This is a genomic window from Caulobacter sp. SL161, from assembly GCF_026672375.1.
In the GTDB taxonomy this organism is placed as follows: Bacteria; Pseudomonadota; Alphaproteobacteria; order Caulobacterales; family Caulobacteraceae; genus Caulobacter.
Genome location: NZ_JAPPRA010000001.1, coordinates 3,126,722 through 3,152,157, shown reverse-complemented (window position 1 = coordinate 3,152,157; position 25,436 = coordinate 3,126,722). Strand labels below are relative to the sequence as shown.

Annotated in this window: 20 protein-coding genes, 1 tRNA gene, 2 pseudogenes and 1 riboswitch; of the genes and pseudogenes, 10 read left to right on the top strand and 13 right to left on the bottom strand. The window is 65.3% G+C overall.

Annotation, left to right across the window (positions count from 1 at the left end; all coding sequences use genetic code 11):
- Positions 1-66: 66 nt before the first annotated feature.
- Positions 67-759: pseudogene (locus OVA11_RS15490) on the top strand (integrase core domain-containing protein); the annotation flags it as partial.
- A gap of 242 nt (positions 760-1,001) precedes the next feature.
- Here OVA11_RS15490 and OVA11_RS15485 read toward each other — a convergent pair.
- The 6 genes from OVA11_RS15485 to OVA11_RS15460 form a co-directional block, all read right to left on the bottom strand.
- The gene (locus tag OVA11_RS15485) at positions 1,002-1,751 is read right to left on the bottom strand and encodes a hypothetical protein (protein ID WP_268068177.1); all 750 of its coding nucleotides are present in this window, start codon (positions 1,749-1,751) and stop codon (positions 1,002-1,004) included.
- A gap of 11 nt (positions 1,752-1,762) precedes the next feature.
- A complete protein-coding gene (locus tag OVA11_RS15480) occupies positions 1,763-2,971 on the bottom strand; it encodes a polysaccharide biosynthesis C-terminal domain-containing protein (RefSeq protein ID WP_268068176.1) in 1,209 nt (402 codons plus the stop codon).
- A 37-nt stretch (positions 2,972-3,008) separates the two neighbouring features.
- Entirely contained in the window at positions 3,009-4,007 is a 999-nt protein-coding gene (gene murB / locus OVA11_RS15475) for a UDP-N-acetylmuramate dehydrogenase (protein WP_268068175.1), read from the bottom strand.
- Positions 4,004-5,305, bottom strand: a complete 1,302-nt coding sequence (locus tag OVA11_RS15470) for a UDP-N-acetylglucosamine 1-carboxyvinyltransferase (RefSeq protein WP_268068174.1) — start codon at positions 5,303-5,305, stop codon at positions 4,004-4,006. The genes murB and OVA11_RS15470 overlap by 4 nt, the downstream gene beginning before the upstream one ends.
- Before the next feature lie 318 nt (positions 5,306-5,623).
- Complete coding sequence (locus OVA11_RS15465) at positions 5,624-6,094, bottom strand: hypothetical protein (RefSeq protein WP_268068173.1); 471 nt, start codon at positions 6,092-6,094, stop codon at positions 5,624-5,626.
- A 262-nt stretch (positions 6,095-6,356) separates the two neighbouring features.
- Positions 6,357-7,508: a TetR family transcriptional regulator gene (locus OVA11_RS15460; protein ID WP_268068172.1), complete on the bottom strand. Its 1,152-nt coding sequence runs from the start codon at positions 7,506-7,508 to the stop codon at positions 6,357-6,359.
- Positions 7,509-7,807: 299 nt separating this feature from the next.
- Between OVA11_RS15460 and OVA11_RS15455 the strand changes: the two genes are divergently transcribed.
- Together OVA11_RS15455 and OVA11_RS15450 are read left to right on the top strand one after the other, a co-directional pair.
- The gene (locus tag OVA11_RS15455; protein ID WP_268068171.1) at positions 7,808-10,444 is read left to right on the top strand and encodes a TonB-dependent receptor; all 2,637 of its coding nucleotides are present in this window, start codon (positions 7,808-7,810) and stop codon (positions 10,442-10,444) included.
- A gap of 14 nt (positions 10,445-10,458) precedes the next feature.
- Entirely contained in the window at positions 10,459-11,334 is an 876-nt protein-coding gene (locus tag OVA11_RS15450; RefSeq protein WP_268068170.1) for a tyrosine-protein phosphatase, read from the top strand.
- A gap of 173 nt (positions 11,335-11,507) precedes the next feature.
- Here OVA11_RS15450 and OVA11_RS15445 read toward each other — a convergent pair.
- Positions 11,508-11,581 (bottom strand) — tRNA-Cys (locus OVA11_RS15445).
- Positions 11,582-11,785: 204 nt separating this feature from the next.
- Positions 11,786-12,103 carry a heavy metal-binding domain-containing protein gene (locus OVA11_RS15440; protein ID WP_010920235.1) on the bottom strand — a complete coding sequence of 106 codons (318 nt, stop codon included), beginning with the start codon at positions 12,101-12,103 and terminating at the stop codon, positions 11,786-11,788.
- Between the two features lie 183 nt (positions 12,104-12,286).
- On the opposite strand from OVA11_RS15440, the gene OVA11_RS15435 reads away from it, so the two are divergent.
- Positions 12,287-12,751 carry a DUF4112 domain-containing protein gene (locus OVA11_RS15435; RefSeq protein WP_268068169.1) on the top strand — a complete coding sequence of 155 codons (465 nt, stop codon included), beginning with the start codon at positions 12,287-12,289 and terminating at the stop codon, positions 12,749-12,751.
- A 36-nt stretch (positions 12,752-12,787) separates the two neighbouring features.
- Positions 12,788-13,249 carry a DUF4112 domain-containing protein gene (locus OVA11_RS15430; protein WP_268068168.1) on the top strand — a complete coding sequence of 154 codons (462 nt, stop codon included), beginning with the start codon at positions 12,788-12,790 and terminating at the stop codon, positions 13,247-13,249.
- On the opposite strand, the gene OVA11_RS15425 is transcribed toward OVA11_RS15430, so the two are convergent.
- From OVA11_RS15425 to OVA11_RS15405, 5 genes and pseudogenes are all read right to left on the bottom strand, one after another.
- Positions 13,246-13,821, bottom strand: a complete 576-nt coding sequence (locus tag OVA11_RS15425; RefSeq protein WP_268068167.1) for a Uma2 family endonuclease — start codon at positions 13,819-13,821, stop codon at positions 13,246-13,248. The two genes, OVA11_RS15430 and OVA11_RS15425, sit on opposite strands and share 4 nt — an antisense overlap.
- 43 nt (positions 13,822-13,864) lie before the next feature.
- Positions 13,865-13,999 (bottom strand): annotated as a pseudogene (locus tag OVA11_RS15420) (hypothetical protein); the annotation flags it as partial.
- A gap of 73 nt (positions 14,000-14,072) precedes the next feature.
- Entirely contained in the window at positions 14,073-14,525 is a 453-nt protein-coding gene (locus OVA11_RS15415; RefSeq protein WP_268068165.1) for a hypothetical protein, read from the bottom strand.
- Positions 14,526-14,582: 57 nt separating this feature from the next.
- Positions 14,583-16,733, bottom strand: coding sequence for a methylmalonyl-CoA mutase (scpA, locus tag OVA11_RS15410; protein ID WP_268068164.1), 2,151 nt, complete (start codon positions 16,731-16,733; stop codon positions 14,583-14,585).
- Positions 16,734-16,737: 4 nt separating this feature from the next.
- The gene (locus tag OVA11_RS15405) at positions 16,738-18,189 is read right to left on the bottom strand and encodes a methylmalonyl-CoA mutase subunit beta (RefSeq protein ID WP_268068992.1); all 1,452 of its coding nucleotides are present in this window, start codon (positions 18,187-18,189) and stop codon (positions 16,738-16,740) included.
- A 172-nt stretch (positions 18,190-18,361) separates the two neighbouring features.
- On the opposite strand from OVA11_RS15405, the gene OVA11_RS15400 reads away from it, so the two are divergent.
- From OVA11_RS15400 to OVA11_RS15380, 5 genes are all read left to right on the top strand, one after another.
- Positions 18,362-19,369, top strand: coding sequence for an NAD(P)H-dependent flavin oxidoreductase (locus tag OVA11_RS15400; RefSeq protein WP_268068163.1), 1,008 nt, complete (start codon positions 18,362-18,364; stop codon positions 19,367-19,369).
- Between the two features lie 93 nt (positions 19,370-19,462).
- Positions 19,463-20,200, top strand: coding sequence for a DUF2793 domain-containing protein (locus OVA11_RS15395; RefSeq protein ID WP_268068162.1), 738 nt, complete (start codon positions 19,463-19,465; stop codon positions 20,198-20,200).
- 202 nt (positions 20,201-20,402) lie between these two features.
- Positions 20,403-20,513, top strand: a riboswitch (yybP-ykoY riboswitch).
- Between the two features lie 84 nt (positions 20,514-20,597).
- Positions 20,598-21,173 carry a TMEM165/GDT1 family protein gene (locus OVA11_RS15390; RefSeq protein ID WP_268068161.1) on the top strand — a complete coding sequence of 192 codons (576 nt, stop codon included), beginning with the start codon at positions 20,598-20,600 and terminating at the stop codon, positions 21,171-21,173.
- Between the two features lie 175 nt (positions 21,174-21,348).
- A complete protein-coding gene (locus tag OVA11_RS15385; RefSeq protein ID WP_268068160.1) occupies positions 21,349-24,942 on the top strand; it encodes a hydantoinase B/oxoprolinase family protein in 3,594 nt (1,197 codons plus the stop codon).
- Complete coding sequence (locus OVA11_RS15380) at positions 24,927-25,430, top strand: low molecular weight protein-tyrosine-phosphatase (RefSeq protein ID WP_268068159.1); 504 nt, start codon at positions 24,927-24,929, stop codon at positions 25,428-25,430. Before OVA11_RS15385 ends, OVA11_RS15380 begins: the two co-directional genes overlap by 16 nt.
- Positions 25,431-25,436: the final 6 nt, after the last annotated feature.

The window sequence follows — 25,436 nt, the reverse complement described above, 5'->3', positions numbered from 1 at the left end:
CGACCAAAGGCGGGCAGATGAAACGATCACGGTACACGGAAGAGTAGATCAACGGGATACTGCGCGAGCAAGGAAGCGGACGAGCAGGTGCGCCTGAAGACCCTGGCCCAAGAGCGCCGCCGGTTTGGCTATCGGCGGCTGCATGGGCTCCTCAAACGAGGGCATGCCGTCAACAAAAGGCGGGTCCAGCGGCTCTATCGCGAGGAGAAACCGACCGTGCGTCGGCGGGGCGGGTGCAAACGGGCGATGGGCCCGCGACGGCTCTGGAGCTTCCACTCGCCCCCAACCAGCGTTTGAGCCTGGCTTCGTGTCTGACCAGATGAACGACGGCCGCCGCTTCAGGATCCTGACGGCGATCGACAACTGCACGCGCTAGTGTCTGGCGCTGGTCGCTGAGGCCTCGCTATCGTACGCTCGGGCGGCCCGCGAACTCAATGCGATCAGTGCCCAGCGCGGCCGTCGGCCCAACACCATCGTCAGCGACAACGGCATCGAATACGCGTCAAATGCTATTCTGACCTGGGCCGACGACAGCGGCGTCGGATGGCACTACATCGCGCCGGGTAAGCCCCAGCAGAACGGGCGCTATGAGAGCTTCAACGGCGGCTGCACGGCGAACTGCTGAACGAGACGATCTTCTGCTCGCTGCCCCGCGTCCGCACGGAGCTGGGAGCCTGGAGGCGTAATTACAACGAGCGCCGCCACTCGGGCCTCAGCTGGATGACGCTACGAGGATACGCCAACACCTTCCACGGACGGGCTGGCCGGCACGCTGTGTAGGCGGAAAGCTCCGCGCGCCGGCCTCTTGCGCCCACTCAGACCAAGCCTCGAATCAACCCAGGACCTCGGTTTTGGCTGGATGAGAAATGGTGGTCATGTCAGAGCGGATTGAGCTTGATTGGCTCGACCTATTACGTGCCGCTGGCGAGGTGAGATCGCGAGCCAACGCTTTTAGAAGGCCTAGATAAGTAAAGAGGCAGAGGGCGACAATCGGGTATGCGTCAATGTCCTGAACGGTAATGTAGCTGGCGTAACATATGAAGCCCGCTGCGAAGAAGGCGATCGTGAATGGAAGGCCCTTCTGTGCCAGGCGCGAGCTCAATATCTGTTGAATCCAGAAGAGCGGTACTAGGAACAGGCAAATAGCCATAGGAGCGAATGTCAAAAGTCCCCCCCGCACAAGAAGAGAAATGGGGGTAGAGTGAGATCCGATGGGGATCAACAGATCGTCCATCCTTGGCTTCACGCCAAAACCTATAAGCGGTGAGTTCGAGAGAACTTGGCTTATTGATAGGCTGTAAATTCGAAATCTCAAGGAAGACGATAGCTGTAAAGGCAACTACAGAGATGATCGAAATAATGAATATGAATACAAGTGTCAAATTTATACTTGTGCTGATTCTGGTCATATCCGATTTGTTTGATTTATCAAACCAGCGGAATGTCTCGGCCGATTTCATAAAGATGTAGCCAATAAAAAGTATAGATAGATTGTTTGTTGCGGCGAATGTTCTTGCGAACTCAACCTCTCCGCTCAAGGAAGATTGAAAAAGCGATGCTAAAAGTATGGAGATGCCAAAGAGATATATAAGGTCAAATAGCGACGTTGGCTTAAGGCTGTTAGGATTTGTCAATAAGATATATATGGCCGCAGCATGGAAAACGACGAAATCAAAGCCAGATAGCCATGCCAGTGGGGCTAGGGTGATGAGGGTAAAGTTTATGAAGTGAGGCGATTTTATCGTTTTCATTCTGTCACTTCTCAGGGCTGTCGCATATTTTCGGTTTGCTTCGAGGCTCGCAATTGGACCCAACAGAGCGCTGCGTAGGTGGCCGCTGCTAGGGTCTGCCCCCCAACTAAGCCAAAGGCGGCGCCGGACGCGCCTAACTTGGGGACAAGGATCATACAAACTAAGGCGTTTAGCGCCATTCCTCCGAAGACGATGCCCGCACTGATATAGGGCCTCCCCATGCCCGCAATGACGCTATTGAGGATCCTTACCGCCGCTGCGGGCGCCAGGCCGATCGCCAGGATCCTCAGGGCGTCTGTCGCGCCGGCGTATTGAGGGCCCAGAAGGGTCGCGACAAGCCAGGGCGCGGTAGCGGCGGCGACCGCGCCGACACCCAGAAACATGACGAAAAGTCCTGTCGCCGTTCGCACGGCCGACTCCAGCTTTTCACGGGTGGCGCCGCCGCGCGCGGTTTCCGAGAACAGCACCAGGCCTGCGGCCGTCGCCAATTCCAGGAAGATCTCACTGGCGCGTTGCGCCGCAAAGAACTGGCCTGCGGCCACTTCGCCATCGGCGCCCGACAGGAAGAAGACGCCGATGCGACCCTGAAGCATGACAAGGAATGCCGAGACCGCGAACAGGAAGCCGTGGCGGACCATGGCTGGAACCTGCACGATGGCCAGGTCGAGCTTGTTGGCCGGACGGGCGGCCATCCAGATCACCATGGGCGCCAGAAGGATGAACCCGGCTGCAAAGCTCCACAGAGCCGTATCAAGGGTCAGTGCGCCAAACAGCCAGAGCAGGGCGGCGAACACCGATTGCAGGACGCGGGGGCCGGAGTCCGAGAAGGCAAAGGCCCTGATCTCTCCCCGGCCCAGGAACACGCCCTGCATCAGGTTGAGAAGCAGCACCGCCGCGCAAGCGATCAGGGCCGCCGTGGTCAATCCCAGGCCTAGCGCCTCGAAGCTGTCCCGGTTCAAGGCGTAGACGCCGGCCGCGCATAGAACGGCCGCGATGGGCCAGAATGCCGCGAGGACGCCGACGGCCTCGCCGTCGGACATGATTTTCTGGCCAATACGGTAGGCGGCGGCCTGACGCAGACCCAGCGTCCCGATCTGCCCGGCCAGGAAGATGGCCGAGGTCACGACCGCATAGGCGCCGAACCCCTCGGGCGACAGCACCCTGGCCAGCAGCAGAAACGCGACGACCTGAGAGACCCGCGTCAGCCCGCGCGAGGCCAAAACCGTCGCGATTTTTACAAGACGTGATGACACGGTGTCAGGCCGGGACGGCGTTTGAGGCCTGCTCTGCGGCGGCCTCATGCGCTGGGCGAATGCGGCCGTCCGGTGCGATATGCCTTACTTCAGCGTCCATCCAGAAGCCCGTCTGCTGGTGAACGGTCGTCCGGATATGGTGGATCAGTCCAAGTATGTCGCCCGCCTTGGCGGCCCCGAGATTGACGATGAAGTTGGCGTGAAGGGGGGAGATTTGGGCGTCGCCCAGCTTCAAGCCCTTGAGGCCCACTCGCTCAATGGCGGCGCCGGGAGGGCCGACCACGTCGTACATCTTCGGATCGCTCAGGAAGACGGATCCGCAATTGGGAAGGTTCTTGGGGAACTTGCGTCGGCGTTCCACCATGATCGAGATCATGTCTCGGCGTAGCGCTTGGCGATCGACCGGCGTGAACGCGAAATCAGCCTCGAGGATGATCAGGCCGTCGTCCTGGAGCGTGGATCCCCGATAGCGGAACTGGCAAGCTGCGTGATCACGCTCGAACGGCACGCCGTTGATGTCGCAACCGCGCGCTTGCAGGAGGTTTCGCCCGACGCCAAGCCGCCGACTGCCGCCGTTCATAACGACGAGGCCGCCGAGGGTGCCGGGGATCCCGATCGCATGTTCAAGGCCGCCCAAGCCCCTTTGGCACAGGCGGTGGACAAACTGCGGGACCCATATGCCCGCTTGGGCGCGAACCTTCTCGCCGTCGAACTGGACCGCCGACTGCGCTGCGCCGATGCGGATGACGACGCCGTCGAAGCCGGCGTCATCGAACAGGATATTCGAGCCGTCGCCGACGATCACCTTCGGCAACGGCTTATCGGCCAGGTACGAAAGGCAGGCTTGCGTCGCTTCGGCGGAAACCGGTTCGATGGCGACCCTTGCGGTCCCGCCAGCGCGCCAGCGGCTATAGCCCCTCAGATCGGCGTCTTCCACGGCTGGCGCGCCGCTGAGGCGCGCCAGGGTGTCGACGATGTCGCGCGAAACGCTACGCGTCGTCATGCGATGGCGGCGAGCGCTGGTTCGTCGCTCTCCTGCACCTCAATCTCCACACCGACCTTGGCCAGCTTGCCTTTCAGGTCGTTGTAGCCGCGCAGCGCCATGTGCGCGTCGTTGACGACAGAACGGCCGTCCGCGCAAAGCGCGGCGAGAATAAGGGCCATGCTGCCGCGGAGATCGGTCGAGGTCGCCTCGGCGGCGCGATAGACGCCCGGGCCGTGCACAGTGATCTTGCCATGCTCAGCTTCCAGCGCCCCGGGCTGGCAGAAGCGGGCGAGTTCGTGGACGTACCCCACCCGCTCCGGATAGCGATAGTCGAACACGCGCGAGACGCCGGTGGCGCTCAGGCCCAGCATCGTGAAGAACGGCTGCATGTCCGAAATCACGCCGGGGTGGGCGCCGCAGGGAACCTCGAAGGGCTGAACGCGGCCCTCCTTGATGCAGCCTGGGTGCACGTAGATCGAGTTGCTGTTCGCCAGAAGGTCGACACCCGCGCTCTCGATGTAGAGAAGCGGTGAGCGCATCGCTTCGAAGGGCACGCCTTCGATCAGGAGCTCGCCGCGCGTCATGATGGCATAGACGATCCAGGTCAGGGCCTCGATGCGGTCATACATTACGTTCTTGCGGGCGCCGGAAAGTGCGCCACGACCGTGGACCCGGATATGGCTGTTGCCGAAGACCTCGATCTGCGCGCCCATGCGCTTGAGCAGGTCGATCAGGTCTTCGATCTCAGGGGTGATGTAGGCGTTGATGATCTCGGTCGAGCCTTCGGCGATCGCGGCGCAGATCAGCGCATTTTCCGTACCGCCCACGGTGGAGATCGGGAAGCGGATCTCTCCGCCCTTGAAGCGTCCGCCGCGCACCTCGATGTAGTCCGGAAGCTCCTCGACCTCGCAGCCGAGTTGGCGCCAGACCATAATGTGCAAGTCGTAGCCCCGGCTACCGATCTTGCAGCCGCCGGGATAGGGAATACGAGCGACGCCAGAGCGGAGAATCTGGCCCGCCACCAAGAGGTAAGTGGTGCGGATAGGGTAGTCGTAGTCTTCAAGCACGGTAGACTTGAAGTTCGAGCTATCAACCACGATCGCGCCAGACGCGTCGTCTACATCGATGCGGCCGCCAAGCGCTCGGATGAAGCGAATCTTATGGCCCACGTCGACCAATTGGGTCGGGAAGCTGCTCAGCTCTACCGTACTATCGGTGAGCAAGGCTGCGGAAAGCAGGCGCGTTGCGGAGTTTTTCGCGCCGCTGACCTTAACTATGCCTTTCGGCGTGACGCCGCCATTGATGATTGCGCGCATTGAAGCCCCACCAGTTTTGTTTGTCGTGCATGTGCCACGCGGTCGGTGTACTCGCCAAGAGTTAACAGCTCAAAATTTCTAACTGATGTCACTTCGCTATTCATTTTGGCGCCGGGTAGGTCGTGCTGTGGCGCAGCCAAATATGGCGCACATGTTCTTCGCAGGCCGCTTGGATCTTTGTATCGCGTCTATATGTAAAAAACTATATCTGTCGAACTAAGCTGCAAAAATTGCGATCATATCTATAATATTTGATCAAATTTTTATTCATTTAAAATTATAATTATATATGAAAAGAAATCCATTATTGGAAATGGGCTATTGGATATTGAATTTTGGCGTCCTTGGTCCGGTGGGGGCTGTGTTTCTTGCGGAGCTCAATTCGCCATCTACGTCATTGAGGTGCAGGTCTTTGATTTTCTGTGAGCATTTTCCCACCCAATTGGAGCTGGTTTCGCTTGGCGTTAAATCCACTTCGACTGGCGAGCTTATTAAATACGCCGTCTTTTCGGCGCTGGGCTTTATTGCGATATACTTGGCGCAAACGACCTCCCCTTGGGGGGAGAGGGATGTGAAGGCTTCAATGGCGATCGCCTGTCCCTTGAACGCCTTAGATGCGCGCTCAAGTCCCTGATTTAGAAGCGCTTTTGTAGCTGGAGACTCCGCTTGAGCGATGGTGACCTCGGTCTGCGGGGGTTCTGGCGCGGGAGGGCTAGAGCGCTCGCAACCGTATAGCGGCATCATGAGCGTTGTGACGCTGAGTCCGCTAAGAAAGCTGAGTTTGCGCATGCTGGGCGTATCCTAGGTTGGCGCGCATTGCCCTGATCAAGACGCGCTAGCGATGTCCATTTAAAACAAATTTCTCGTGGGCGCCTATCATCTTCAGAACGAGCAATCGCGTGATGGAACACGTGAAGTCATTGATTTTCGGCCGATATCAGTTCGTCAGCCTAGATGAGCCGAGAATGAGCGGCGCGCCTCCGCCTGAAGCCGCTCCACAGAGTGTGTCGCCAAATGCGGCAACTCGCGCTGTTGGGCGTTGGTCAATGAGTCAATCCACGCCGGCGGCGTCGAGCAGCCGCGTAAACAGCCTCCGCGCGAGGGCGGGACGCTCTTCGATCGGCATGCACGAGAGGTCTCGCCCCAAGCCCTGGGCCACGATCGAGAACAGCGCTGCGGCTTGCGGCGTCAGCGCGCCCTGGGCGCGGGAAAGGCGGGCGAGGCGAAGGTGGCTGCTTTGGCCGCGGCTGTAGCGGATCATCGCGCCCATATCACAAAGCGCTGTGTCTCGCGCAGCCTGGGAGAGCAGGGCCTCCATGGCGTTCACGTCGGGACGCTGAGCCTCGCCGCCGCCATAGCTTATCAGGCTCTCAATATAGGTCGCGCGGTCCAGCGGCCCGGTCTCAGTGGCCTGGTGGGGTCTTAGGAGGCGCAGATAGATATGCTGCCAGGCGGCGGTCATCAGCGCGGCGCGGGTGGGAAAGTGATAGGTCGCCGCCCCCAGGTTCAGGCCAGCGACTTGGGCGACGGCTCTGTGCGTGACCGCCGCCGGCCCGGCCTGGCCGACGAGGTCGGCGGCGGCTTCCGATAAGCGGGCCGAGGCGGATCCTGCGATCAACAGCGGCGCTGTGAAGCGTTGGGTTTCGGTTCTGGCGAAATCCCGCAGCGGCCCGGGGCCGCAGTCGCCGCTCAACAGCAATCTGGCCCAAGCGGTGCAGGTTTCCCCCAGGCAGGCGCGATCAAACGGCGCTCGCCAGACGATGCGGTGCAGGAACGCCTCGCCGGTGAAGAACGCGAGGGTCAGGTCGGCGTGGTCGCCAAGGCCTAGCTGCTCGCAGAGCTTGCTCCAGAGCGCGCTCCAGACTTCTCGCCATTGCGCCGCCGCCTGGGCGTAGTCAGGGTGGCGCGCCGCCAGCATCTGGCATTCGGTCCAGGCGAAGGCCAAGTCGGTTTGATCGCGGCGCCAGGCCTCGATCACCGAAGCGATCACTTGACCCGCGGCGAGAGCCTTAGCCTCGCCATCGCCCCCGCCATCGCTCAGGGTCAAGCCTTCAAAGTCCGCCAAGATCCGTGCGCACCACGCTCGCGTAGCGTGGATCGCCATGCCTTGGCTGGAACATAACAACCGTTCAAGTCCGCCAAAGTAGTAGTTGATCTGCGAGGCCTGGGCGTTCGCGGTCTGGCTGACCTGGCGAGCGCTCATCTCCGCCCGTCCGTGCGTGCGCCACATGCTGAGCGCAGCAGCCGCGAGTCGGTCCGCTGTGGGGTCCGGAATATCGTCAGTGTTGAGCCGATTCATAAGGGCTATGGGCCTGAGATCGATCGCGTGTGGTCTTGGGTTTCGGCGCTGATCTAGCGTGATTAAGCTCTGATCGCCAAGGCTGTTCGCGTTGTTTGGCTGTGATCAAACGGTCATAGAAGCGTTCAAAATTCGCAGTACAAACGTTCTAACAGCGTCGCTTCATCACTCTTGATTTTCAAGCGTTGGGGGCAAGCAAGTTGATGAACCGTCGAGCCGATCTGCGCCGCGCCGCCCTGGCCGGCCTGTCTCTTTTGGCGTTGTCGGCCGGCGCCGCCAGCGCTCAGGTCCAGGGGGCCAGCCAACCCGCCGATCCCGAGGCCCCGGTGGTCACCGGAGAAGTCGTGATCTTCGCGCCGCTGCGCGACTCCCAGACCGCAGCCCTGCGCGAACAGCGCCAGGCCGACAATCTGGTCAATGTCATCGCCTCGGACACCGTTGGCCGCTTCCCCGACCAGAACTCTGCGGCGGCGCTGTCGCGTCTGCCGGCCGTGGCGGTGCAGCGCGACCAGGGCCAAGAGCGCTACATACAGGTGCGCGGCGCGCCCAACCGCTGGACCAGCGTCTCGTTCGACGGCGTGCCGGTGATCGGCGTCGATGAAGGCGGCGCTGGCCGCGCCTTCCGCTTTGACGCGGTGCCCGCGGTGATCCTACGCTCGCTGGCGGTCAACAAGTCGCTGACCCCCGACCTGCCGGCGGAAGCTGTGGTGGCGCAGATCGATCTGCGCACCTATTCGCCGTTCGATCGTCGCGGAACCGACTTGCAGGGTGAGCTTGGCCTGGGCCGGATGAATCTGGGTGGCGGCGAGCAGCGCCAGGGCTCGCTGCGCGGCGCCTGGTCCAACGACACCTTCGGCGTCATGGCCGCCGTGTCGCACTATCGCCGCGCGCAGATCACCGACAACCGCGAATTTGCCTATGACGCCGCGCGTGTCCTGTCCTCGTTTGACGCCCGCAACTATCGCCTACAGCGCGAGAACAACGGCGCTGCGATGGGGCTGTCCTGGCGGCCAAGCGACGACCACGAATTCTTCCTGAAGTGGGTCTATTCGGAGTTCAAGGACGACGAGGAGCGTAACCACTACACGTTCCAGTTGGGCAGCGCGCTGTCTGGGACGCGCGGCGCGACGGGCGGCGAACTGGTCGGCGTGCCGGTGCGCTCCACAGCGCAGTTTGGCGAGTACCGCACCAAGAACGCGCTCACCACGTTGGGCGGCGAGCACGGCTTTGCCGACGGCTGGCGGTTCAGCTGGCGCCTGAACAACGCCAAGATGAGCAACGACACCAACCTGCCGCTGTTGCTGCAGAACCAGCAGTTCAATCGTCTGCTGCGCCCTTCGCTCAGCTATCGCCTGGACGATCCCAACTTCCCGACCATCAAGCTCTACAAGACCATCAACGGTTCGACCGCCGGGACCTATGCGCGGGGCGAGGCCCTGACGGCCGTGGACCAAGGCGCGTTCGACTTCAATATCGGCCTGCCGATCGTCTCGGAGATTGAGGGCGACAGCTGGACCGCCAAGGGCGACCTCAGCCGCGAAAACGATCGCTGGACCTTCAAGGCGGGTTACCAGTACGACCAGCGCGAGATCGACGGCAACACGATCGGCCAGCCGACCGTGCTGCTGTCGGCGCTGCTGCCGGCCATCGGTCAAGCCGACTTGAAGGCGGCCGACTATGTGACCACCAAGGCTTGGGAGACGGACTTTCCGCTCGGCGCGACCCTGAACTATCTCGACAATCGTCGCCTGCGGAAGGACCTGGAGACCAAGTTGCAGACCTTGGCGGCGGCCGGGCGCTACAACCCGTCCTCGATCATCGCCCCGACCTCACGCTACGCCATCGACGAAAAGCTGACGGCCGGCTACGGCATGGCCAAGCTGGGATTTGACGGCGGCCAAGTGGTGTTCGGCGCCCGCGTCGAGCACATGAAGCAGAAGATCGCCGGCTTCATCCAGGCTGGAACCACCGTGACCCCGCTGGTGATCGAGAACGACTACACAGACATCTTCCCCAGCGTGAACGCCAAGTTCGACCTTGGCCAAGACATGGTGCTGCGCGGCGCCGTGCAGCGCGGCGTGGCCAGGCCCTCGTTCGGCGCGATCCGCACGGGCGCCTCGATCAACGACACCAGCGCACCCGGCACGGTGTCGGGCGGCAACCCTCGCCTGAAGCCCGAATACACCTGGGGCGCGGACGTCTCGTTCGAATACTACCTGTCCAGCGACAGCGTTCTGTCGCTCGGCGGCTTCTATCGCGACGTGGACAATGTGCTCTACGACGCGCGGACCAAGGTGGCTGACGACACCTATGACGCCGGCGGGATTGATCGCACGGGCTATGACTTCATCTCGACCCTGAACGGCAGCAACGGCAAGCTCTATGGCGTCGAGCTGAACTATCAGCAGAATTTCCGCCAGCTGCCTTCACCCTGGGACGGTCTGGGCGTCAGCGGCAATCTGGCCCTGCTGGACGGCGAGTTTGACACCCCTGCGCGCAAGGGCGCGCCGTTCCCGGGCACCTCCAAGACCGTGGTCAACACCGCTCTGTCCTATGAGAAGTACGGCCTGTCGGCGCGTCTGAGCTACCAATGGCGGGACGACTGGGCCGACACCTTGGGCGGGCTTGGCCTGGGTTCGGGCGGTGATGAGTTCCGCAAGGCCTACGGCAATCTAGACCTGACCCTGCGCTATGCGCTGAACGCGCGTCTGACTCTGTTCGCCGACGCCTCGAACCTGACCAACGAAACCTACATCGCTTACGAGGGCGACACCAAGCACCCCTCGGAAGTCGAACAGATCGGCCGCCGCTTCATGGCGGGCCTGCGCTTCAACTTCTGACCTGGAGATCCACGGTGAAAAAGCTCCTGCAAAGCGTAGCGTTCTGCGCCGTTCTGAGCACGGCGATCCTCCCGGCCGCCACGCCCGTCCTGGCTCAGACCGCGCCGGCCATCGCCCGGGTCGAGAACGGCCATGTGCTGCTGATCGACGGCGGCATGAACTTCCGCGACCTTGGCGGTTATCGCACCGCCGATGGCCGCACGGTCAAGTCGGGCGTGGTCTATCGCTCGGCCGAACTGAGCCACATCACGCCCGAGGGCTTTGAGCAGCTCAAGTCCCTGGGCATTCGCTCGAACATCGACCTGCGTTCGACCAACGAACGCCAGGCCCAGCCCATCCAGTGGCCGGCCGCCATGGGCGTGAGCGTCCACCAGACCGACTATCCGATGGACATGGCGCCGTTCATGGCCCTGTTCAGCAAGGGAACGCCCAGCGCCGAAGACACCCGCACCTTGATGGCCGGCTTCTACAAGCAGGTGCCGTTCAGTTTCGCCCCGCAGTACGCCACCCTGATCCGGCAAGTGCTCGATGATGGCGCGCCGGTGGTGTTCAACTGCTCGGCGGGCAAGGATCGCACCGGCGTCGCCGCCGCGCTGATCCTCACTCTGATCGGGGTTCCGCGCGAAACGGTGACGCAGGACTATCTGCTGTCGAACACCTACTACAAGCCGTCGGCCCAGACGGCTTCGGACGATCCGGCGGCGGCCATGTTTCGTCGTCTGCCGCCCGATGTCGTCCAGGCCTTGATGGGCGTGGATGCACGCTATCTCGACGCGGCTTTTGAGGCCATCGCGGCGCGAGACGGCGGCTGGAAGCGCTATGTCGAACAGGATCTGGGCCTGACCCCGGCCGACCTTGCCCAACTCAAGGCGAAGCTGCTGACGTCGTGAGGGAAGGCAGCGCCCGGCTCTGCGAGCCGGGCGCGTGGGCCTTGTGTCGGCGAGTGCGGAGACTACGCGATAGGCTCGAGATGTGTGGCTTCTTTGAGTGCCATGACACTCAATAGGCGCGCGCATACGCTCGCCCTGTTCGGGTCAGCGTTGCAGTTTTAGGGCGTTGTGGTTGGAGGCCCGGCCCGGAATCGAACCGGGGTGCACGGATTTGCAGTCCGCTGCGTCACCACTCCGCCACCGGGCCATCCGGGTGTCGACGCAAATCACGTCGGCGGGGGAGGGCGTTCGATACAGGAGCGTTCGCAGGCCTGCAACTGGCAATTCGCGCCGGGCGCCGTCTCCCCGAGCCGGTCAACATCCGGGCCGCAACGGAAGCTTTGGGGACACGCGCCGCGGGGCCCGTAGCGGCTGGGCGGGAGCTATCCTTGAGGGGCGGCTTTTCCCCCGCCTAGAGGACGACGGCGGTCCCGGATACCGACACCATCATCATCGAGCCCTGCGGGCCGACAGTGTTGTAGTCGAGGTCGACCGCCAGGATGGCGTTGGCCCCCAGCTTCTCGGCTTCCTTGATGAGGTTCTTCATCGCGTCCTCGCGGGCGCGGGCCAGGACGCGTTCGTACGACTTGGAATGGCCGCCGATAAAGTCGCGGATCGCCGCCAGGAGGTCGAGAACGACATTCGCGCCCAGGATCGACTGGGCGTAGATCGCGCCCTTGTACTCCTGCACGGGGCGGCCTTCGATGAATGGCGTAGTCGTGATCAGCATCCGAGAATCCTGGCGGACCTTCTCATTAACTTAGGCGCAAACCTCGTCTTTCGCGAGGGGCTCCCTCCGCACGCGAGACTTTTGATCACGCTGTTCGCTCAGGGCGGGAATCTGGCCCGCCGCCACTTCCTGCGGGGCCGTGCTTCAGGCAGATTGCCCACGTTTACCGCGTCCCGGAGCCCCTTGGTGATCTTCGCGAAATCGCACGTCGAGCTGCACAACATCCGCGCCAATGTGGAGCGGGTGAAAAAGCTCTCCGACAATGTCGTGGGGGTGGGCCCCTTTGGCGTGGGCCTTGATGGCCTGCTGACCTGGATTCCGGGGGCGGGCGAGCTCTACAGCCTGGGCGCGGGCGGCCTGATCGTGCTGGACGCGGTGCGGGCGCGGGCCGCGCCGATGATCATCATCCAGATCTGCGCGATCATCCTGATCGACACCGTCGCCGGCTCGATCCCCGTGGCGGGCAAGGCGGCGGACGTGCTGTTCACCGGCCACAAGTGGTCGGCCGACATGTTGACCAAGCACATGGACGACACGATCTATTTTGAAGGGACCCGCAAGGAGGTCCAGGCGACGCAAGAGTACCGTGACCTGCTGGCCCGTATCCAGGCCGGCAAGGAGAAGCGACGGGTCGTCTTCCTGGGCTGACGGTAACGACAACAGGGACGGAGCGTTGAGCACAGCATGACCGACGACATCTCTGTCTCCGCCGACTATTCCGACCGTCACACAGATCGCCGCGCCAAGGCCCATCGCGCCTGGCGGTCGGCCGAAAGCATCAAGGGCCTGTCGGACCGTCTGATCGGGCTCGGACCTTTCGGACTGGGCCTTGACGGCGTGCTGTCGTGGGTGCCTGGCGTCGGCCCGCTCTACAGCATCGGGGCGGGGGCCTTGCTTGTCTTCAACGCCATCAGCGCCGGGGCGTCGTTGTCCACGGTCGCGCGGATGCTGGCCTATGTGCTGGCCGACACCGCGACCGACGCGGTGCCCTTCGCCGGCTCGGTGGTCGACATGCTGTTCCCCGGCCACCTGATGGCGGCCAAGGCGCTGCAGAAGGACATCGAGGCCCGCCACGGTCTGCCCGACGACATCGCCCTGGAGCGCTCCAAGAAGAAGCGAGGGCTGTTCCGCAAGAAGGGCGGTTAGCGAATGATGGGCAGTTCAGCCAGGCACAGTGACACGCTTGGCAGGACAAGCGCCGTGACCGTCTCGCGCGCCGCGTGATGCGTCACATCGCGATAGACGCCCCCCGCCAGACCGCGATGTACGATCAGCGTATCGGTGTTCACGTCCACGACCCAGTAGTCGCGAACACCATGTTGGGCGTAGAGCTCGGCCTTGAAGGCCAGATCGCTCCGCAGGGTTGACTGGGCCACCTCTATGACGAGGCCCACGTTCGCCCCATTGATTTCGCCGAGCGAAAGCGCCTGATCATAGAGATAGAGGTCTGGGTCAGGCGCGTTGGTCGGCGACAGCCTCAGGGTCGATTCGATCATCACCTGAACTGCGTCGCCGAAGGATAGGATGAACTGTTTCGCGATCTGCATTTTCAGCCGCGAATGGGCTTCCCCTTCGGACGCCATCTCGACCAGCGCTCCATCGATCAATTCGACCCGAGCGCTCTCGTCGAGGATGCCCGCCTCCTGCATGCGCAGCACATCGTCCAGCGTGAAGCGGTGCTGTTGCGAGGTCTCCAGCGCTCGAGCCAGGGCGTTCATGACCCTAGTCTAGCATGCCTGAGGCTGGTCGCACACTCGCTGGTCAGGCCGCGCCCTGCGTGTAACCCAACTGCCGGTTCAGCTGGTCCAACAGCTCGATGGCGGCCTCGGCGATGACCGTCCCCGCCGGGAAGATCGCTGCGGCGCCGGCGTCGCGCAGGGGCTGAAAGTCCTGAGCCGCTAAGGGCTGCCCGACCACATCGCCTTAGAGCGCTCCAACACAAGCGTGGGATGTTCCGCAAGAAGGGCGGTTAGAGGACGAGCCGCGTCTTTGGCGCGAGCTTTACGGGCAGCCGGCTTTGGCGACCGTAAGCGATCCACCAGACGCCAAGACCTGTCGCCAGTCCGATCGCCGCGCAAAGAGGGTAGGCGACGGGCTGAGTCTGAAACATGCCATTGCGGAAGGCATAGGCGGAGACGGCGAGCCCGGTCAGAACGCCGACCAAGGCCGCAGTCCAGGCAAAGTGTCTCTCCAGACTGTCCAGAATGCTCCAGGCGACGGCCGCGCCCAGGACAAAGGGCCAACCCAAAAAGAAGCCGAACACAACGCCTATCACGGCGAAGCCAGGCCCCGTCTCCTCGCGGCCTACTGAAGGATCCAGAAGATAGTAGGCCTCTCCCAGCAAGAGTCCCGGGAGCACAAACGCGAACACCAATGCCAAGACGACGCGGAGACGGGTTGTTCTCTTCAACGATCTTGACATGTGAACCTTCGGGTTTGCCACCGGGGGTTACATTGACGCTCGCGGTCGGCAAGCGGCTCAGGCGACCGCTTGGGTGTAGCCCAGCTGTCGGTTCAACTGATCCAGCAGCTCGATGGCCGCCTCAGCGATCACCGTGCCGGGCGGGAAGATCGCCGCCGCGCCGGCGTCGCGAAGGGCCTGGAAGTCCTGGGGCGGAATGACCCCACCCACGACCATCAGGATGTCGTCGCGGCCCTGCTTGGCGAGCTCGGCCTTCAGCTCCGGGGCCAGGGTCAGGTGACCCGCCGCGAGTGAGCTGGCGCCCACCACGTGGACGTCGTTCTCCACCGCCTGGCGGGCGGCCTCGGCGGGCGTCTGGAACAGTGGGCCGATGTCGACGTCGAAGCCGAGATCGGCGAAGGCCGTGGCGATCACTTTCTGGCCGCGGTCGTGACCGTCCTGGCCCATCTTGGCGATGAGGATGCGGGGACGGCGGCCGTCGGCCTGCTCGAAAGCCTCGACCATGGCCTTGGCGCGAGCCGTCGTCGGATCGTTGCCGGCCTCCTTCATATAGACCCCCTGGATCGACTTGATCTCGGCGCGGTGACGACCGAACACCTTCTCCAGCGCATAGCTGATCTCGCCGACCGTGGCCTTGGCGCGGGCGGCATCGACGGCCAGGGCCAGCAGGTTCCCATTGCCTCGCGCGCCGTCCTCCAGCGCCTTCAAGGCCGCTTCGGTGGCGGCCGGATCGCGTTCGGCCTTTAGGCGGGCCAGCTTCTCCAGCTGGGCGGCGCGCACTGCGCTGTTGTCGACCTTCAGCACCGGGATGTCGTCGGCGACCTCGGGCTTGTAGCGGTTGACGCCGACCACGCTCTGCTTGCCGCTGTCGATGCGGGCCTGGGTGCGGGCGGCGGCTTCCTCGATACGGAGCTTGGGCAGGCCCTGCTCGATGGCCTTGGCCATGCCGCCCAGCGCCTCGACCTCTTCGATATGGGCCAGGGCCTTCTGGGCCAGTTCGTAGGTCAGGCGTTCGACATAGTAGCTGCCGCCCCAGGGGTCGGCGACGCGGGTCGTACCGCTCTCCATCTGCAGGAACAGCTGGGTGTTGCGGCTGATCCGGGCCGAGAAGTCGGTCGGCAGGGCCAGGGCTTCGTCCAGGCTGTTGGTGTGCAGGCTCTGGGTCTGGCCGTTCACGGCGGCCATGGCCTCGACGCAGGTGCGGGCGACGTTGTTGAACACGTCCTGCGCCGCCAGCGACCAGCCCGAGGTCTGGCTGTGCGTGCGCAGGGACAGCGAGCGGTCGTCCTTGGGATCGAACTCGCGCTTCATCAGACGGGCCCACAGCAGGCGCGCGGCGCGCATCTTGGCCACTTCCATGAAGTAGTTCATGCCGATGGCCCAGAAGAACGACAGGCGCGGCGCGAAGGCGTCGATGCTCATGCCGGCCGCGACGCCGGCGCGGGCGTACTCGACGCCGTCGGCCAGGGTGTAGGCCAGCTCCAGGTCGGCCGTCGCCCCGGCCTCCTGCATGTGATAGCCGCTGATAGAGATCGAGTTGAACTTCGGCATATTGCTCGAAGTGTATGAAAAGATGTCCGAGATGATCCGCATCGAGGGCGCGGGCGGATAGATGTAGGTGTTCCGCACCATGAACTCTTTGAGGATATCGTTCTGGATCGTCCCCGAGAGCTTGTCGGGGCTGACGCCCTGTTCCTCGGCCGCGACGATATAGAGCGCCAGGATCGGCAGCACCGCGCCGTTCATGGTCATCGACACGCTCATCTTGTCGAGCGGGATGCCGGAAAACAGCGTGCGCATGTCCAGGATCGAGTCGATGGCCACGCCCGCCATGCCGACATCGCCCTTCACTCGCTCGTGGTCGCTGTCATAGCCGCGGTGGGTGGCCAGGTCGAAGGCCACCGACAGGCCCATCTGACCGGCCGCCAGGTTGCGCCGATAGAACGCGTTGGAGTCTTCCGCCGTCGAGAAGCCCGCGTACTGACGCACCGTCCACGGGTTGGTCACGTACATGGTCGGGTAGGGGCCGCGCACGAACGGCGCGACACCCGGGAAGCCGCCAGTGAAGTCCAGCCCGGCGACATCTTGCGCGTCGAAGGCCGGAGCCACAGCGACGCCTTCAGGCGTGTTCCAGGCCTCGCCCTTCGGGGCGGCCGGGGCGGTGACTTCGGCGAAGTCGATCTTGGTGAAGTCGGGGAACGTGCTCATGAGCTCAGGCTCCCTCGAAGGCGGCGGCGAAGCGGACGGGCGTCAGGGCCGGGCAGTGGCTGTCCGGACCCGGCAGGCGGACGTCAGGGCCTTGGACGGCGAAGGCGGACGGATCGGGCGTCTCGACCTCCGGCGGCTTGTCGTCGGCGTTGGGGAAGACGGTGACGCCAAGAATCTTGCGGCTCTTGTCGGCGTAGGCGGACTCTTGGGCCGCGCGCGTCTTGGCGACGGCGTCAGCGACAAGGCCGCTCTCCAGCGCCTTGATGACCCCGCCGGCGGCCTCGATGGCCTGGAAAGACGCCCAGGCCGCGCGGGCCAACTGGTCGGTCAGGCTGTCGAGGTACCAGGCGCCGCCGGCCGGATCGGCGACGCGGCCCAGGTGGCTCTCCTCCATCAGGACGAGCTGGGTGTTGCGGGCCTGGCGGCGGGCGAAGGCGGTGGGCAGGCCGATCGCGTCGGTGAAGGCGTCCAGCACGATGGCGTCCGCGCCGCCGACCGCGCCGGCGAACCCGGCCGAGGTCAGGCGCAAGAGGTTGGTCCAGGCGTCAGCCTTGGCCAGCATGCGCCGCGAGGAGCGGGCCTCGATGGTCGGAGCGACGGTGACGCCGCACGACTCGGTGAGCCGCGCCCAGATGGCCTTGGCCGCGCGCACCTTGGCGACGCCGGTGAAGTATTCGCCGTCCAGGCTGACGCCCAGGACGATGCGGCCGAACGCCTCCTCAGTCGTCAGGCCCGAGCGGACCAGGGCCTTGGCGTAGGTAAGAGCGCTGGCCGTCATCAGGGCCAGTTCCTCGACATTGGAGCCGCCCGCCTCGTGCGCGGCGCGGCCCGTGCCCAAGAACAGGCTGGCCTTGGCGTAGGTCGTCGACAGCCGCGTCGCCACGGTCGCGGCGTTGAAGACGTGGCTTTCGATCGGACCGGGGCTGGCGCCGGCCTGGGCGAAGGCCGTCAGCGGATCGAGGTGGAAGGCCAGCGGCGCATTCGGCGCGGCCTTGGCCAGCGCGCCCAGCCAGTCGGCGGCCTTGGGGCCCAGGAAGCCTGCATCGAGCGCGACGGGCGCGAGGTCCAGCAACACGCCCGACAGGGCCTTGCCGAGGTCATCGGCCGAGCCGACCGCGACGCCGTTCGCGCCGGTCGGATCGATCTGCAGCAGCACTGAAGCCGCGCCGCCTTCGAGGTCGGTCAGAACGTCCTTGGCCGCGCGGGTCGGATCGGGGTGGGCCGCGCGCATCCGCAGGTCCCAGGGGCGATGCGTGTCCCGCGCGCGCAGGTCGCGCGCCACGGCCACGCCGTCTTCGGCCGTGTAGAGGGGCTGTATGGTCAGGCCGTCCGGCGTCTTGACGGTGAGCGCGTCTTCGAAGCTTTGACCCTTCAGGGTCTTCTCGACCAGGGCCATCCAGCGCGCGCGGGTCGCCGCGTCGCCTTGGGCGCCGAAGTCCTCGGCCAGGGGCGTCATCGCCTCGGTCAAAGCGTCTCTCTCCTGCACTGCAGCATTCTTCTATTTTTGATCGTGATGCGCCCCTGCCGCTAGGGCCGTCAAGCCTTGCGTCCAGGCCAAACAGTTGTTTAAGCTGATCGCTGATCAGATATTCGGCGTCTCAAGCCGACCTCCAAAAGGGAGCTTCTCCATGGCCCTGCCGCCGATCCTGCGCGACCGCCTGCGCCTTCCGGTCATCGCCTCGCCGCTGTTCATCATCAGCAATCCGGACCTGGTGATCGCCCAGTGCAAGGCGGGCATCGTCGGGTCGTTCCCGTCGCTGAACGCGCGCCCGCTGTCGCAGCTAGACGAATGGCTGGCCCGGATCACCGAGGAACTGGCGGCCTGGGACAAGGCCAACCCCGACATGCCGTCGGCGCCGTTCGCGGTGAACCAGATCGTCCACAAGACGAACAACCGCCTCGAAGACGACATCGCCATGTGCGTGAAGTACAAGGTGCCGCTGGTCATCACCTCGCTGGGCGCCCGCGAGGACGTGAACCAGGCGATCCATTCGTATGGCGGCATCACCCTGCATGACGTCATCACCGACCGCTTCGCGCGCAAGGCGATCGAAAAGGGCGCCGATGGCCTGATCCCGGTCGCCGCCGGCGCCGGCGGCCACGCCGGCACGCTGTCGCCGTTCGCGCTGATCCAGGAAATCCGCCAGTGGTTCGACGGTCCGGTGGCCTTGTCGGGCTCGATCGCCTCGGGCCGCTCGATCCTGGCGGCCCAGGCCATGGGCGCGGACCTGGCCTATGTCGGCTCGGCCTTCATCGCCACGAAGGAAGCCAACGCGGTCGAGGGCTACAAGCAGATGATCGTCGACAGCAAGGCGGACGACATCCTGTATTCGAACCTCTTCACCGGCGTGCACGGCAACTACCTGCGGCCGTCGGTCATCAAGGCGGGCCTCGACCCCGACAACCTGCCGGAAAGCGATCCGTCGAAGATGAACTTCGGCTCGGGCGGCAACCAGGAGGCCAAGGCCTGGCGCGATATCTGGGGCTGCGGCCAGGGCATCGGCGCGATTGACAACGTGCTGACCGCCGGCGAACTCGTCGCCAAGTTCGCGGCGGAGTATGAGCAAGCCAAGGCCGAACTGGCCGCCAAGACGGCGTTTACCGCCGGAAAACACTTGGCTTTCGCCGCCGAATAGCCGGGTGGGTCACGGGGACGGAACAGCTTCCGTCCCCGCCCTTCGCGGCGGCCCGATGCTTGGAGCGGATTTCAACCCCGCTCGGAGCCGCCCATGTTCGACGATGTCACGCCCCGCCTTGGCCTGCCCTATGTGGTCGCCGCACAGGCCCAGAAGCACATTCCCATCAATGATAGCCTCGCCCGGCTGGACGGTCTGGTCCAACTGGCGGTGGAAAGCCGCGCGCTCGCGGCGCAGCCTGCTACTCCGGTCGCGGGCGGCGTCTGGATCCTGCCCGCCGGGGCCACTGGTGCGGCGTGGGCGGGTCAGTCCGCCGGGACCCTGATGCGGTTCGAGGTCGGCGCCTGGGAGGCCCTGGCCCCCGCCGAGGGCGTGCTGGCCTGGGTCAAGGACGAGAACCAGGTGGTCGCCTTCGACGGCGCGGCCTGGACGCCGCTGTCGGCGACGTTCCGCAGCACGATCGCCGCGACCTCGCCCGGTCTTGCCAACACCCGGCTGGAGATCCTCGAGCAGGAGGTGACGCTCTCGGGCGCGTCGACGGCGACCACCATCGTCATCCCCAGCCGCGCCATCGTGCTGGCGGTCTCGACCCGGACCACGGCCGCGATCACCGGCGCGACCGCCTACAACTGCGGCGTCGCGGGCGAGGCCAGCAAGTTCGGCGGCGCGCTGGGCGTGGCCAAGAACGCCAGCAATGTCGGGGTCGTGGGGCCGACGGCCTTCTACGCTGATACGCCGGTGGTGCTGACGGCGGTGAGCGGGAACTTCGTCGGCGGCAAGGTGCGCGTGGCGATCCACGTCCTGCGCTTCGACGCGCCGGCGGCGGTTTAGCATCCTCCCCCGTGAAAAGGGGTAGGGGGACCGCCCCCGGGTCGCGCGAAGCGCGCGCCGGAGGACAGGCTCCACGGAGGGGCGCTGTTTGCGAAGCGCCCCCTCTGTCACGGCGCGGATACGCGCCGCGCCAGCTCCCCCGCGATGCGGGTGTGGTGGAGGTGAGGAGGAATTGACCCGACGCCGACAAACCGCTACACGCCCGCCCACCTTTGGGGAGTAGCCGCCCGCGCCTATCAGCGGGCCCCGCCGTCAACACACTTGGATCTCTGATCCATGGCGCGGGGAAGGGAAGCGGACTTGCAGCTTCCTTGGCGAGACCAATGGCGCCGATCGTCATCCGGGCCGGGTGAGGTATCGACGCTATTGGCATGCGCCCGGCCCGAGGACTGTTTTCATGGAAAGCCTGTTCGTCTCGACCCTCGTCGTGGCCATCGCCGAGATCGGCGACAAGACCCAGCTCCTGGCCATCATCCTGGCCACGCGGTTCAAGAAGCCGATCCCGATCATCATGGGCATCCTGGTGGCGACGCTGGCCAACCACGCTCTGGCCGCGACCGCCGGCTACTGGGTCGCCGACTTTCTGAGCGGCGCCTGGTTCCGATGGGCGATCGCCATCTCGTTCATCGCCATGGCGGGCTGGGCGCTGATCCCCGACAAGGCCGATGACGAGGAGGGGGATGCGGCCGGGCGCTATGGCGTTTTCCTGACCACCACCATCGCCTTCTTCCTTGTCGAGATGGGCGACAAGACCCAGATCGCCACCGTGGCCTTGGGCGCCAAGTTCCAGTCGATCGCCTGGGTCGCCGCCGGCACCACCTTCGGGATGATGCTGGCCAATGTCCCAGCCGTCTATCTGGGCGAGGCGGCGACCAAGGTCGTACCGCTGAAGTACGTCCGTATCGGCGCGGCGCTGATCTTCCTGTTGCTGGGCCTGTGGCAGGCGGCGGAACTGCTGGGGGTTCTGAAGTAACCCCGCCAAAGCGCGTCATCCCGACCGTAGCGCGGAGCGCGTGGAGCCGGGACCCAGGGGCGGCGCGCACGGCGCTTCGTCACCCCTGGGTCCCGGATAGCCTCTGCGAGGCTTCCGGGATGACACGGGTGGTGGAGGCGTTATGACGGGGGTGCGAAGGGAGCGCCGCCACCTCATGACCGCCACCGACCAAACCGCTCGCGGCTGGGAGTTCTGGATCGACCGGGGCGGCACGTTCACCGACATCGTCGCGCGCCGGCCCGATGGTTCGCTGGTGACCCACAAGCTGCTGTCGGAGAATCCCGAGCACTATGCCGACGCGGCTGTGGCGGGCGTGCGGGCGCTGCTGCCTGCGGGCGCCGTGATCGACGCGGTGAAGATGGGCACCACGGTCGCCACCAACGCGCTCCTGGAGCGTAAGGGCGAGCCGACGGTCCTGGCGATCACAAAGGGACACGCCGACGCCCTGCGCATCGGCTATCAGGCGCGGCCCAAGCTGTTCGAGCGCCATATCGTCAAGCCCGAGGCCCTTTATGACCGCGTCGTCGAGATCGACGAGCGGATGAGCGTCGAGGGAGAGGTGTTGCAGCCGCTCAACGAAGACGCCGCTCGCGTCGGGCTGCAAGCCGCCTACGACGCCGGCTTCCGCGCCGTGGCGATCGTGCTGCTGCATGGCTTCCGCTTCACCGATCACGAAGCGCGGGTCGCGGCGATCGCGCGCGAGATCGGCTTTTCCCAAGTCTCTGCCAGCCACGAGGTCAGCCCGCTGATGAAGCTGGTCGGGCGTGGCGACACCACGGTGGTCGACGCCTATCTGTCGCCGATCCTGCGTCGCTACGTCGATCAGGTGGCGGACGCGCTGGGTCGCGACACGCGGTTGCTCTTCATGCAGTCGAACGGCGGCCTCACCGATGCGCGGGCCTTCCGGGGCAAGGACGCCATCCTCTCCGGCCCCGCCGGCGGCGTCGTCGGCATGGCGCGGACAGCGGCCGAGGCGGGGTTCGATCGGGTGATCGGCTTCGACATGGGCGGCACCTCGACCGACGTCTGCCACTACGCGGGCGAGTACGAGCGGGCCTTCGAGACCGTCGTGGCGGGCGTGCGGATGCGCGCGCCGATGATGAACATCCACACCGTGGCGGCGGGCGGCGGTTCGATCTGCAGCTTCGACGGCGCGCGATTGCGGGTGGGGCCGGCCTCGGCCGGCGCCGTTCCGGGTCCGGCGGCCTATCGCCGTGGCGGGCCGCTGACCGTCACTGACTGCAACGTCATGCTGGGCAAGCTGCGGCCCGAGTTCTTCCCGAAGGTGTTCGGCCCGAGCGCCGACCAGCCGCTCGACGTCGAGGCCGTCACGCGCGGCTTCGAGGCTATGGCCGCGCAGATCGCCGCCGCGACCGGCCGCGCGATGACCCCGCAGGAGGTCGCCGAGGGCTTCGTCACCATCGCCGTCGAAAACATGGCCAAGGCGGTGCGGCAGATCTCGATCCAGCGCGGCTATGACGTGACCCGCTACGTGCTGGCCTGCTTCGGCGGGGCGGGCGGGCAGCACGCCTGTCTCGTGGCCGACGCCCTGGGCATGACCAAGGTGATGATCCACCCCTTCGCCGGGGTGCTTTCGGCCTACGGCATGGGCCTGGCGGACCTGCGCCTTATCCGCGAGGAGACGGTCGAGCGCCCTCTGGAGCAGGCCGATGACCTGGCCGAGCGCGCGGGACGCCTCGCCGCCGAGGCTGAGGCCGCGTTGCGCGCCCAGGACGTTCCGATGGCGTCGCTGGAGACCGTGGCGAGCTTGCGGGTCAAGTACGCCGGCACGGATACGCCGCTGGTCACGCCGCTGGATGATCGTGTCCGCGAGACGTTCGAAGATTTGCACCAGCGTCGCTTCGGCTTCACCTCGCCGACGACGCCGCTGGTCGTCGAGACCCTGTCGGTCGAGGCGATCGGCCACGCGGATGCGGGCGAGCGCCCAACCTTCAGCGCCAGCGCTGCGGGGGGCGCGCCTATCGCGCTCGCCACCGTCGAGGCGCGGATGGCGGGGGAGGTCCACGCCACGCCGGTGTTCGACCGGGAAGCGCTGGCGGTCGGCGCCGAGGTTCCGGGGCCTGCGATCATCCGCGAAGCCACGGGCACCACCGTGGTCGAGCCCGGCTGGCGCGCGCGCGTCGACGCGCAACTGAACCTCGTCCTTGAGCGAACCGTCGCTCTGGCGAGCCGCAAGGCCATCGGCACGGACGCCGATCCGGTGATGCTGGAGGTGTTCAACAACCTCTTCATGGCCGTGGCCGAGGAGATGGGGTTCGCCCTGCAGAACACCGCCTATTCGGTGAACATCAAAGAGCGCCTCGACTTCTCGTGCGCGCTGTTTGATCGCGACGGAAACCTGATCGCCAACGCGCCGCACATGCCCGTGCACCTGGGCTCGATGGGCGACAGCGTTCGGGCCATCCGCGAGGCGCGACGTGACGACGGGCGCGGCATGCAGCCCGGCGACGTCTATATGCTGAACGCGCCCTACAACGGGGGCACCCACCTGCCGGACGTGACGGTGGTCATGCCGGTGTTCGACGCGGAGGGCGCGCTTCGCTTCTACGTCGCCGCGCGGGGTCACCAGGGCGATATCGGCGGGATCACGCCGGGCTCCATGCCGCCCAGCAGCCGTACGGTCGAGGAGGAGGGGGTTCTGATCGAGAACTTCCTGCTGGTCGAAGGCGGCCGCTTCCGTGAGGCCGAGACCCGGGCCCTGCTGGCCTCGGGCAAGTGGCCGGCCCGCAATCCCGACCAGAACATCGGCGACCTCAAGGCCCAGATCGCGGCCTGCGCGCGCGGCGCCGAGGCCTTGACCGGGATGGTCGCCGAGTTCGGCCTGGACGTCGTCGAGGCCTATATGGCGCACGTCCAGGACAACGCCGAAGAGGCCGTCCGCCGCGTGCTGGCGACGATGAAGAGCGGCGCCTTCGCCTATGAACTGGATGACGGCTCGGTGGTGAAGGTCGCGATCACGGTCGACCAAGCCGCCCGCACCGCGCGTGTCGACTTTACCGGGACCAGTGATCAGGTCCCGACCAACTTCAACGCCCCGGCCTCGATCTGTCGGGCGGCGGCGCTGTATGTCTTCCGCACGTTGGTCGATGACGAGATCCCGATGAACGACGGCTGCCTGCGGCCGGTCGAATTGGTGATCCCCGAGGGCTCGATGCTGCGCCCGCGCTATCCGGCGGCGGTGGTGGCGGGCAATGTCGAGACCAGCCAGGTGGTGGTCGACGCGCTCTATGGCGCCCTTGGCGTCATGGCGGCGGCGCAGGGGACGATGAACAACTTCACCTTCGGCGATGATCGGCGACAGTACTACGAGACCATCTGCGGCGGCTCGGGCGCGGGACCGGACTTCGCCGGAACCGATGCGGTCCAGACCCACATGACCAACAGCCGCCTGACCGATCCCGAGGTGCTGGAGGCGCGCTATCCGGTGCTGGTCGAGGCGTTCTCGATCCGGCGCGGCTCGGGCGGGGCCGGCGCGAACCGGGGCGGCGACGGCGTGGTGCGCCGGATCGGATCCCGCGAGCCGATGACCGCGACCCTGTTGTCCAACCGCCGCCGCGTGGCGCCGTTCGGGCTGCAGGGCGGGGCGGCAGGGGTTCTGGGATCTGCGAGGGTAGAGCGCGCGGAGGGCCAGGTCCAAGCCCTGGGCGCGACCGACCTCGTCGAGGTGTCTGCGGGCGATGTGATTGTCATCGAAACGCCGGGCGGCGGCGGGTGGGGGGAGGCCTGATGGCGCGGGCGGCGGTTCTCTTTGTTTGCATGGGCAATATCTGTCGCTCTCCCCTGGCCGAGGGGGCGTTTCGCGCGGAGGCCGAACGGCTGGGGCTGGACGTCGCCGCCGACAGCGCCGGCACCGGTGGCTGGCACAAGGGCGAGGCTCCCGACGCCCGCGCCATCGCCGTGGCGCGCCGCAACGGCGTCGATATCACCGGTTTGCGCGCGCGTCAGGTTCGACCCGACGACTTCCGGACCTTCACCCACATCTACGCGCTGGACCACGACAACCTGCGCGGCCTTCTGAGCGTCGCCCCGGCTGACGCGACCGCCGAGGTGGGGTTGCTGATGAACCTGGTGGAGGGCCATGCCGGGCGTGCGGTCATCGATCCCTATTACGGGAACGACGCCGGCTTCGACGTGACCTGGAACGATGTCGTCATGGCGGCCCAAGCCCTGGCGCAACGCTTGGTCGACGAGGGCTGGACTCGGGCCCGCGCGTAACGCTCC

Bases quoted from the DNA above. Each gene is read 5' to 3' on its own strand.
- OVA11_RS15395 (WP_268068162.1), top strand. From the start codon at position 19,463: ATGTTCGACGATGTCACGCCCCGCCTTGGCCTGCCCTATGTGGTCGCC.
- OVA11_RS15465 (WP_268068173.1), bottom strand. From the start codon at position 6,094: ATGCGCAAACTCAGCTTTCTTAGCGGACTCAGCGTCACAACGCTCATG.
- OVA11_RS15415 (WP_268068165.1), bottom strand. From the start codon at position 14,525: ATGTCAAGATCGTTGAAGAGAACAACCCGTCTCCGCGTCGTCTTGGCA.
- OVA11_RS15455 (WP_268068171.1), top strand. From the start codon at position 7,808: ATGAACCGTCGAGCCGATCTGCGCCGCGCCGCCCTGGCCGGCCTGTCT.
- OVA11_RS15485 (WP_268068177.1), bottom strand. From the start codon at position 1,751: ATGAAAACGATAAAATCGCCTCACTTCATAAACTTTACCCTCATCACC.
- OVA11_RS15460 (WP_268068172.1), bottom strand. From the start codon at position 7,508: ATGAGCGCTCGCCAGGTCAGCCAGACCGCGAACGCCCAGGCCTCGCAG.
- OVA11_RS15430 (WP_268068168.1), top strand. From the start codon at position 12,788: ATGACCGACGACATCTCTGTCTCCGCCGACTATTCCGACCGTCACACA.
- OVA11_RS15400 (WP_268068163.1), top strand. From the start codon at position 18,362: ATGGCCCTGCCGCCGATCCTGCGCGACCGCCTGCGCCTTCCGGTCATC.
- OVA11_RS15405 (WP_268068992.1), bottom strand. From the start codon at position 18,189: ATGACGCCCCTGGCCGAGGACTTCGGCGCCCAAGGCGACGCGGCGACC.
- scpA (WP_268068164.1), bottom strand. From the start codon at position 16,733: ATGAGCACGTTCCCCGACTTCACCAAGATCGACTTCGCCGAAGTCACC.
- OVA11_RS15470 (WP_268068174.1), bottom strand. From the start codon at position 5,305: ATGCGCGCAATCATCAATGGCGGCGTCACGCCGAAAGGCATAGTTAAG.
- murB (WP_268068175.1), bottom strand. From the start codon at position 4,007: ATGACGACGCGTAGCGTTTCGCGCGACATCGTCGACACCCTGGCGCGC.
- OVA11_RS15385 (WP_268068160.1), top strand. From the start codon at position 21,349: ATGACCGCCACCGACCAAACCGCTCGCGGCTGGGAGTTCTGGATCGAC.
- OVA11_RS15425 (WP_268068167.1), bottom strand. From the start codon at position 13,821: ATGAACGCCCTGGCTCGAGCGCTGGAGACCTCGCAACAGCACCGCTTC.
- OVA11_RS15440 (WP_010920235.1), bottom strand. From the start codon at position 12,103: ATGCTGATCACGACTACGCCATTCATCGAAGGCCGCCCCGTGCAGGAG.
- OVA11_RS15390 (WP_268068161.1), top strand. From the start codon at position 20,598: ATGGAAAGCCTGTTCGTCTCGACCCTCGTCGTGGCCATCGCCGAGATC.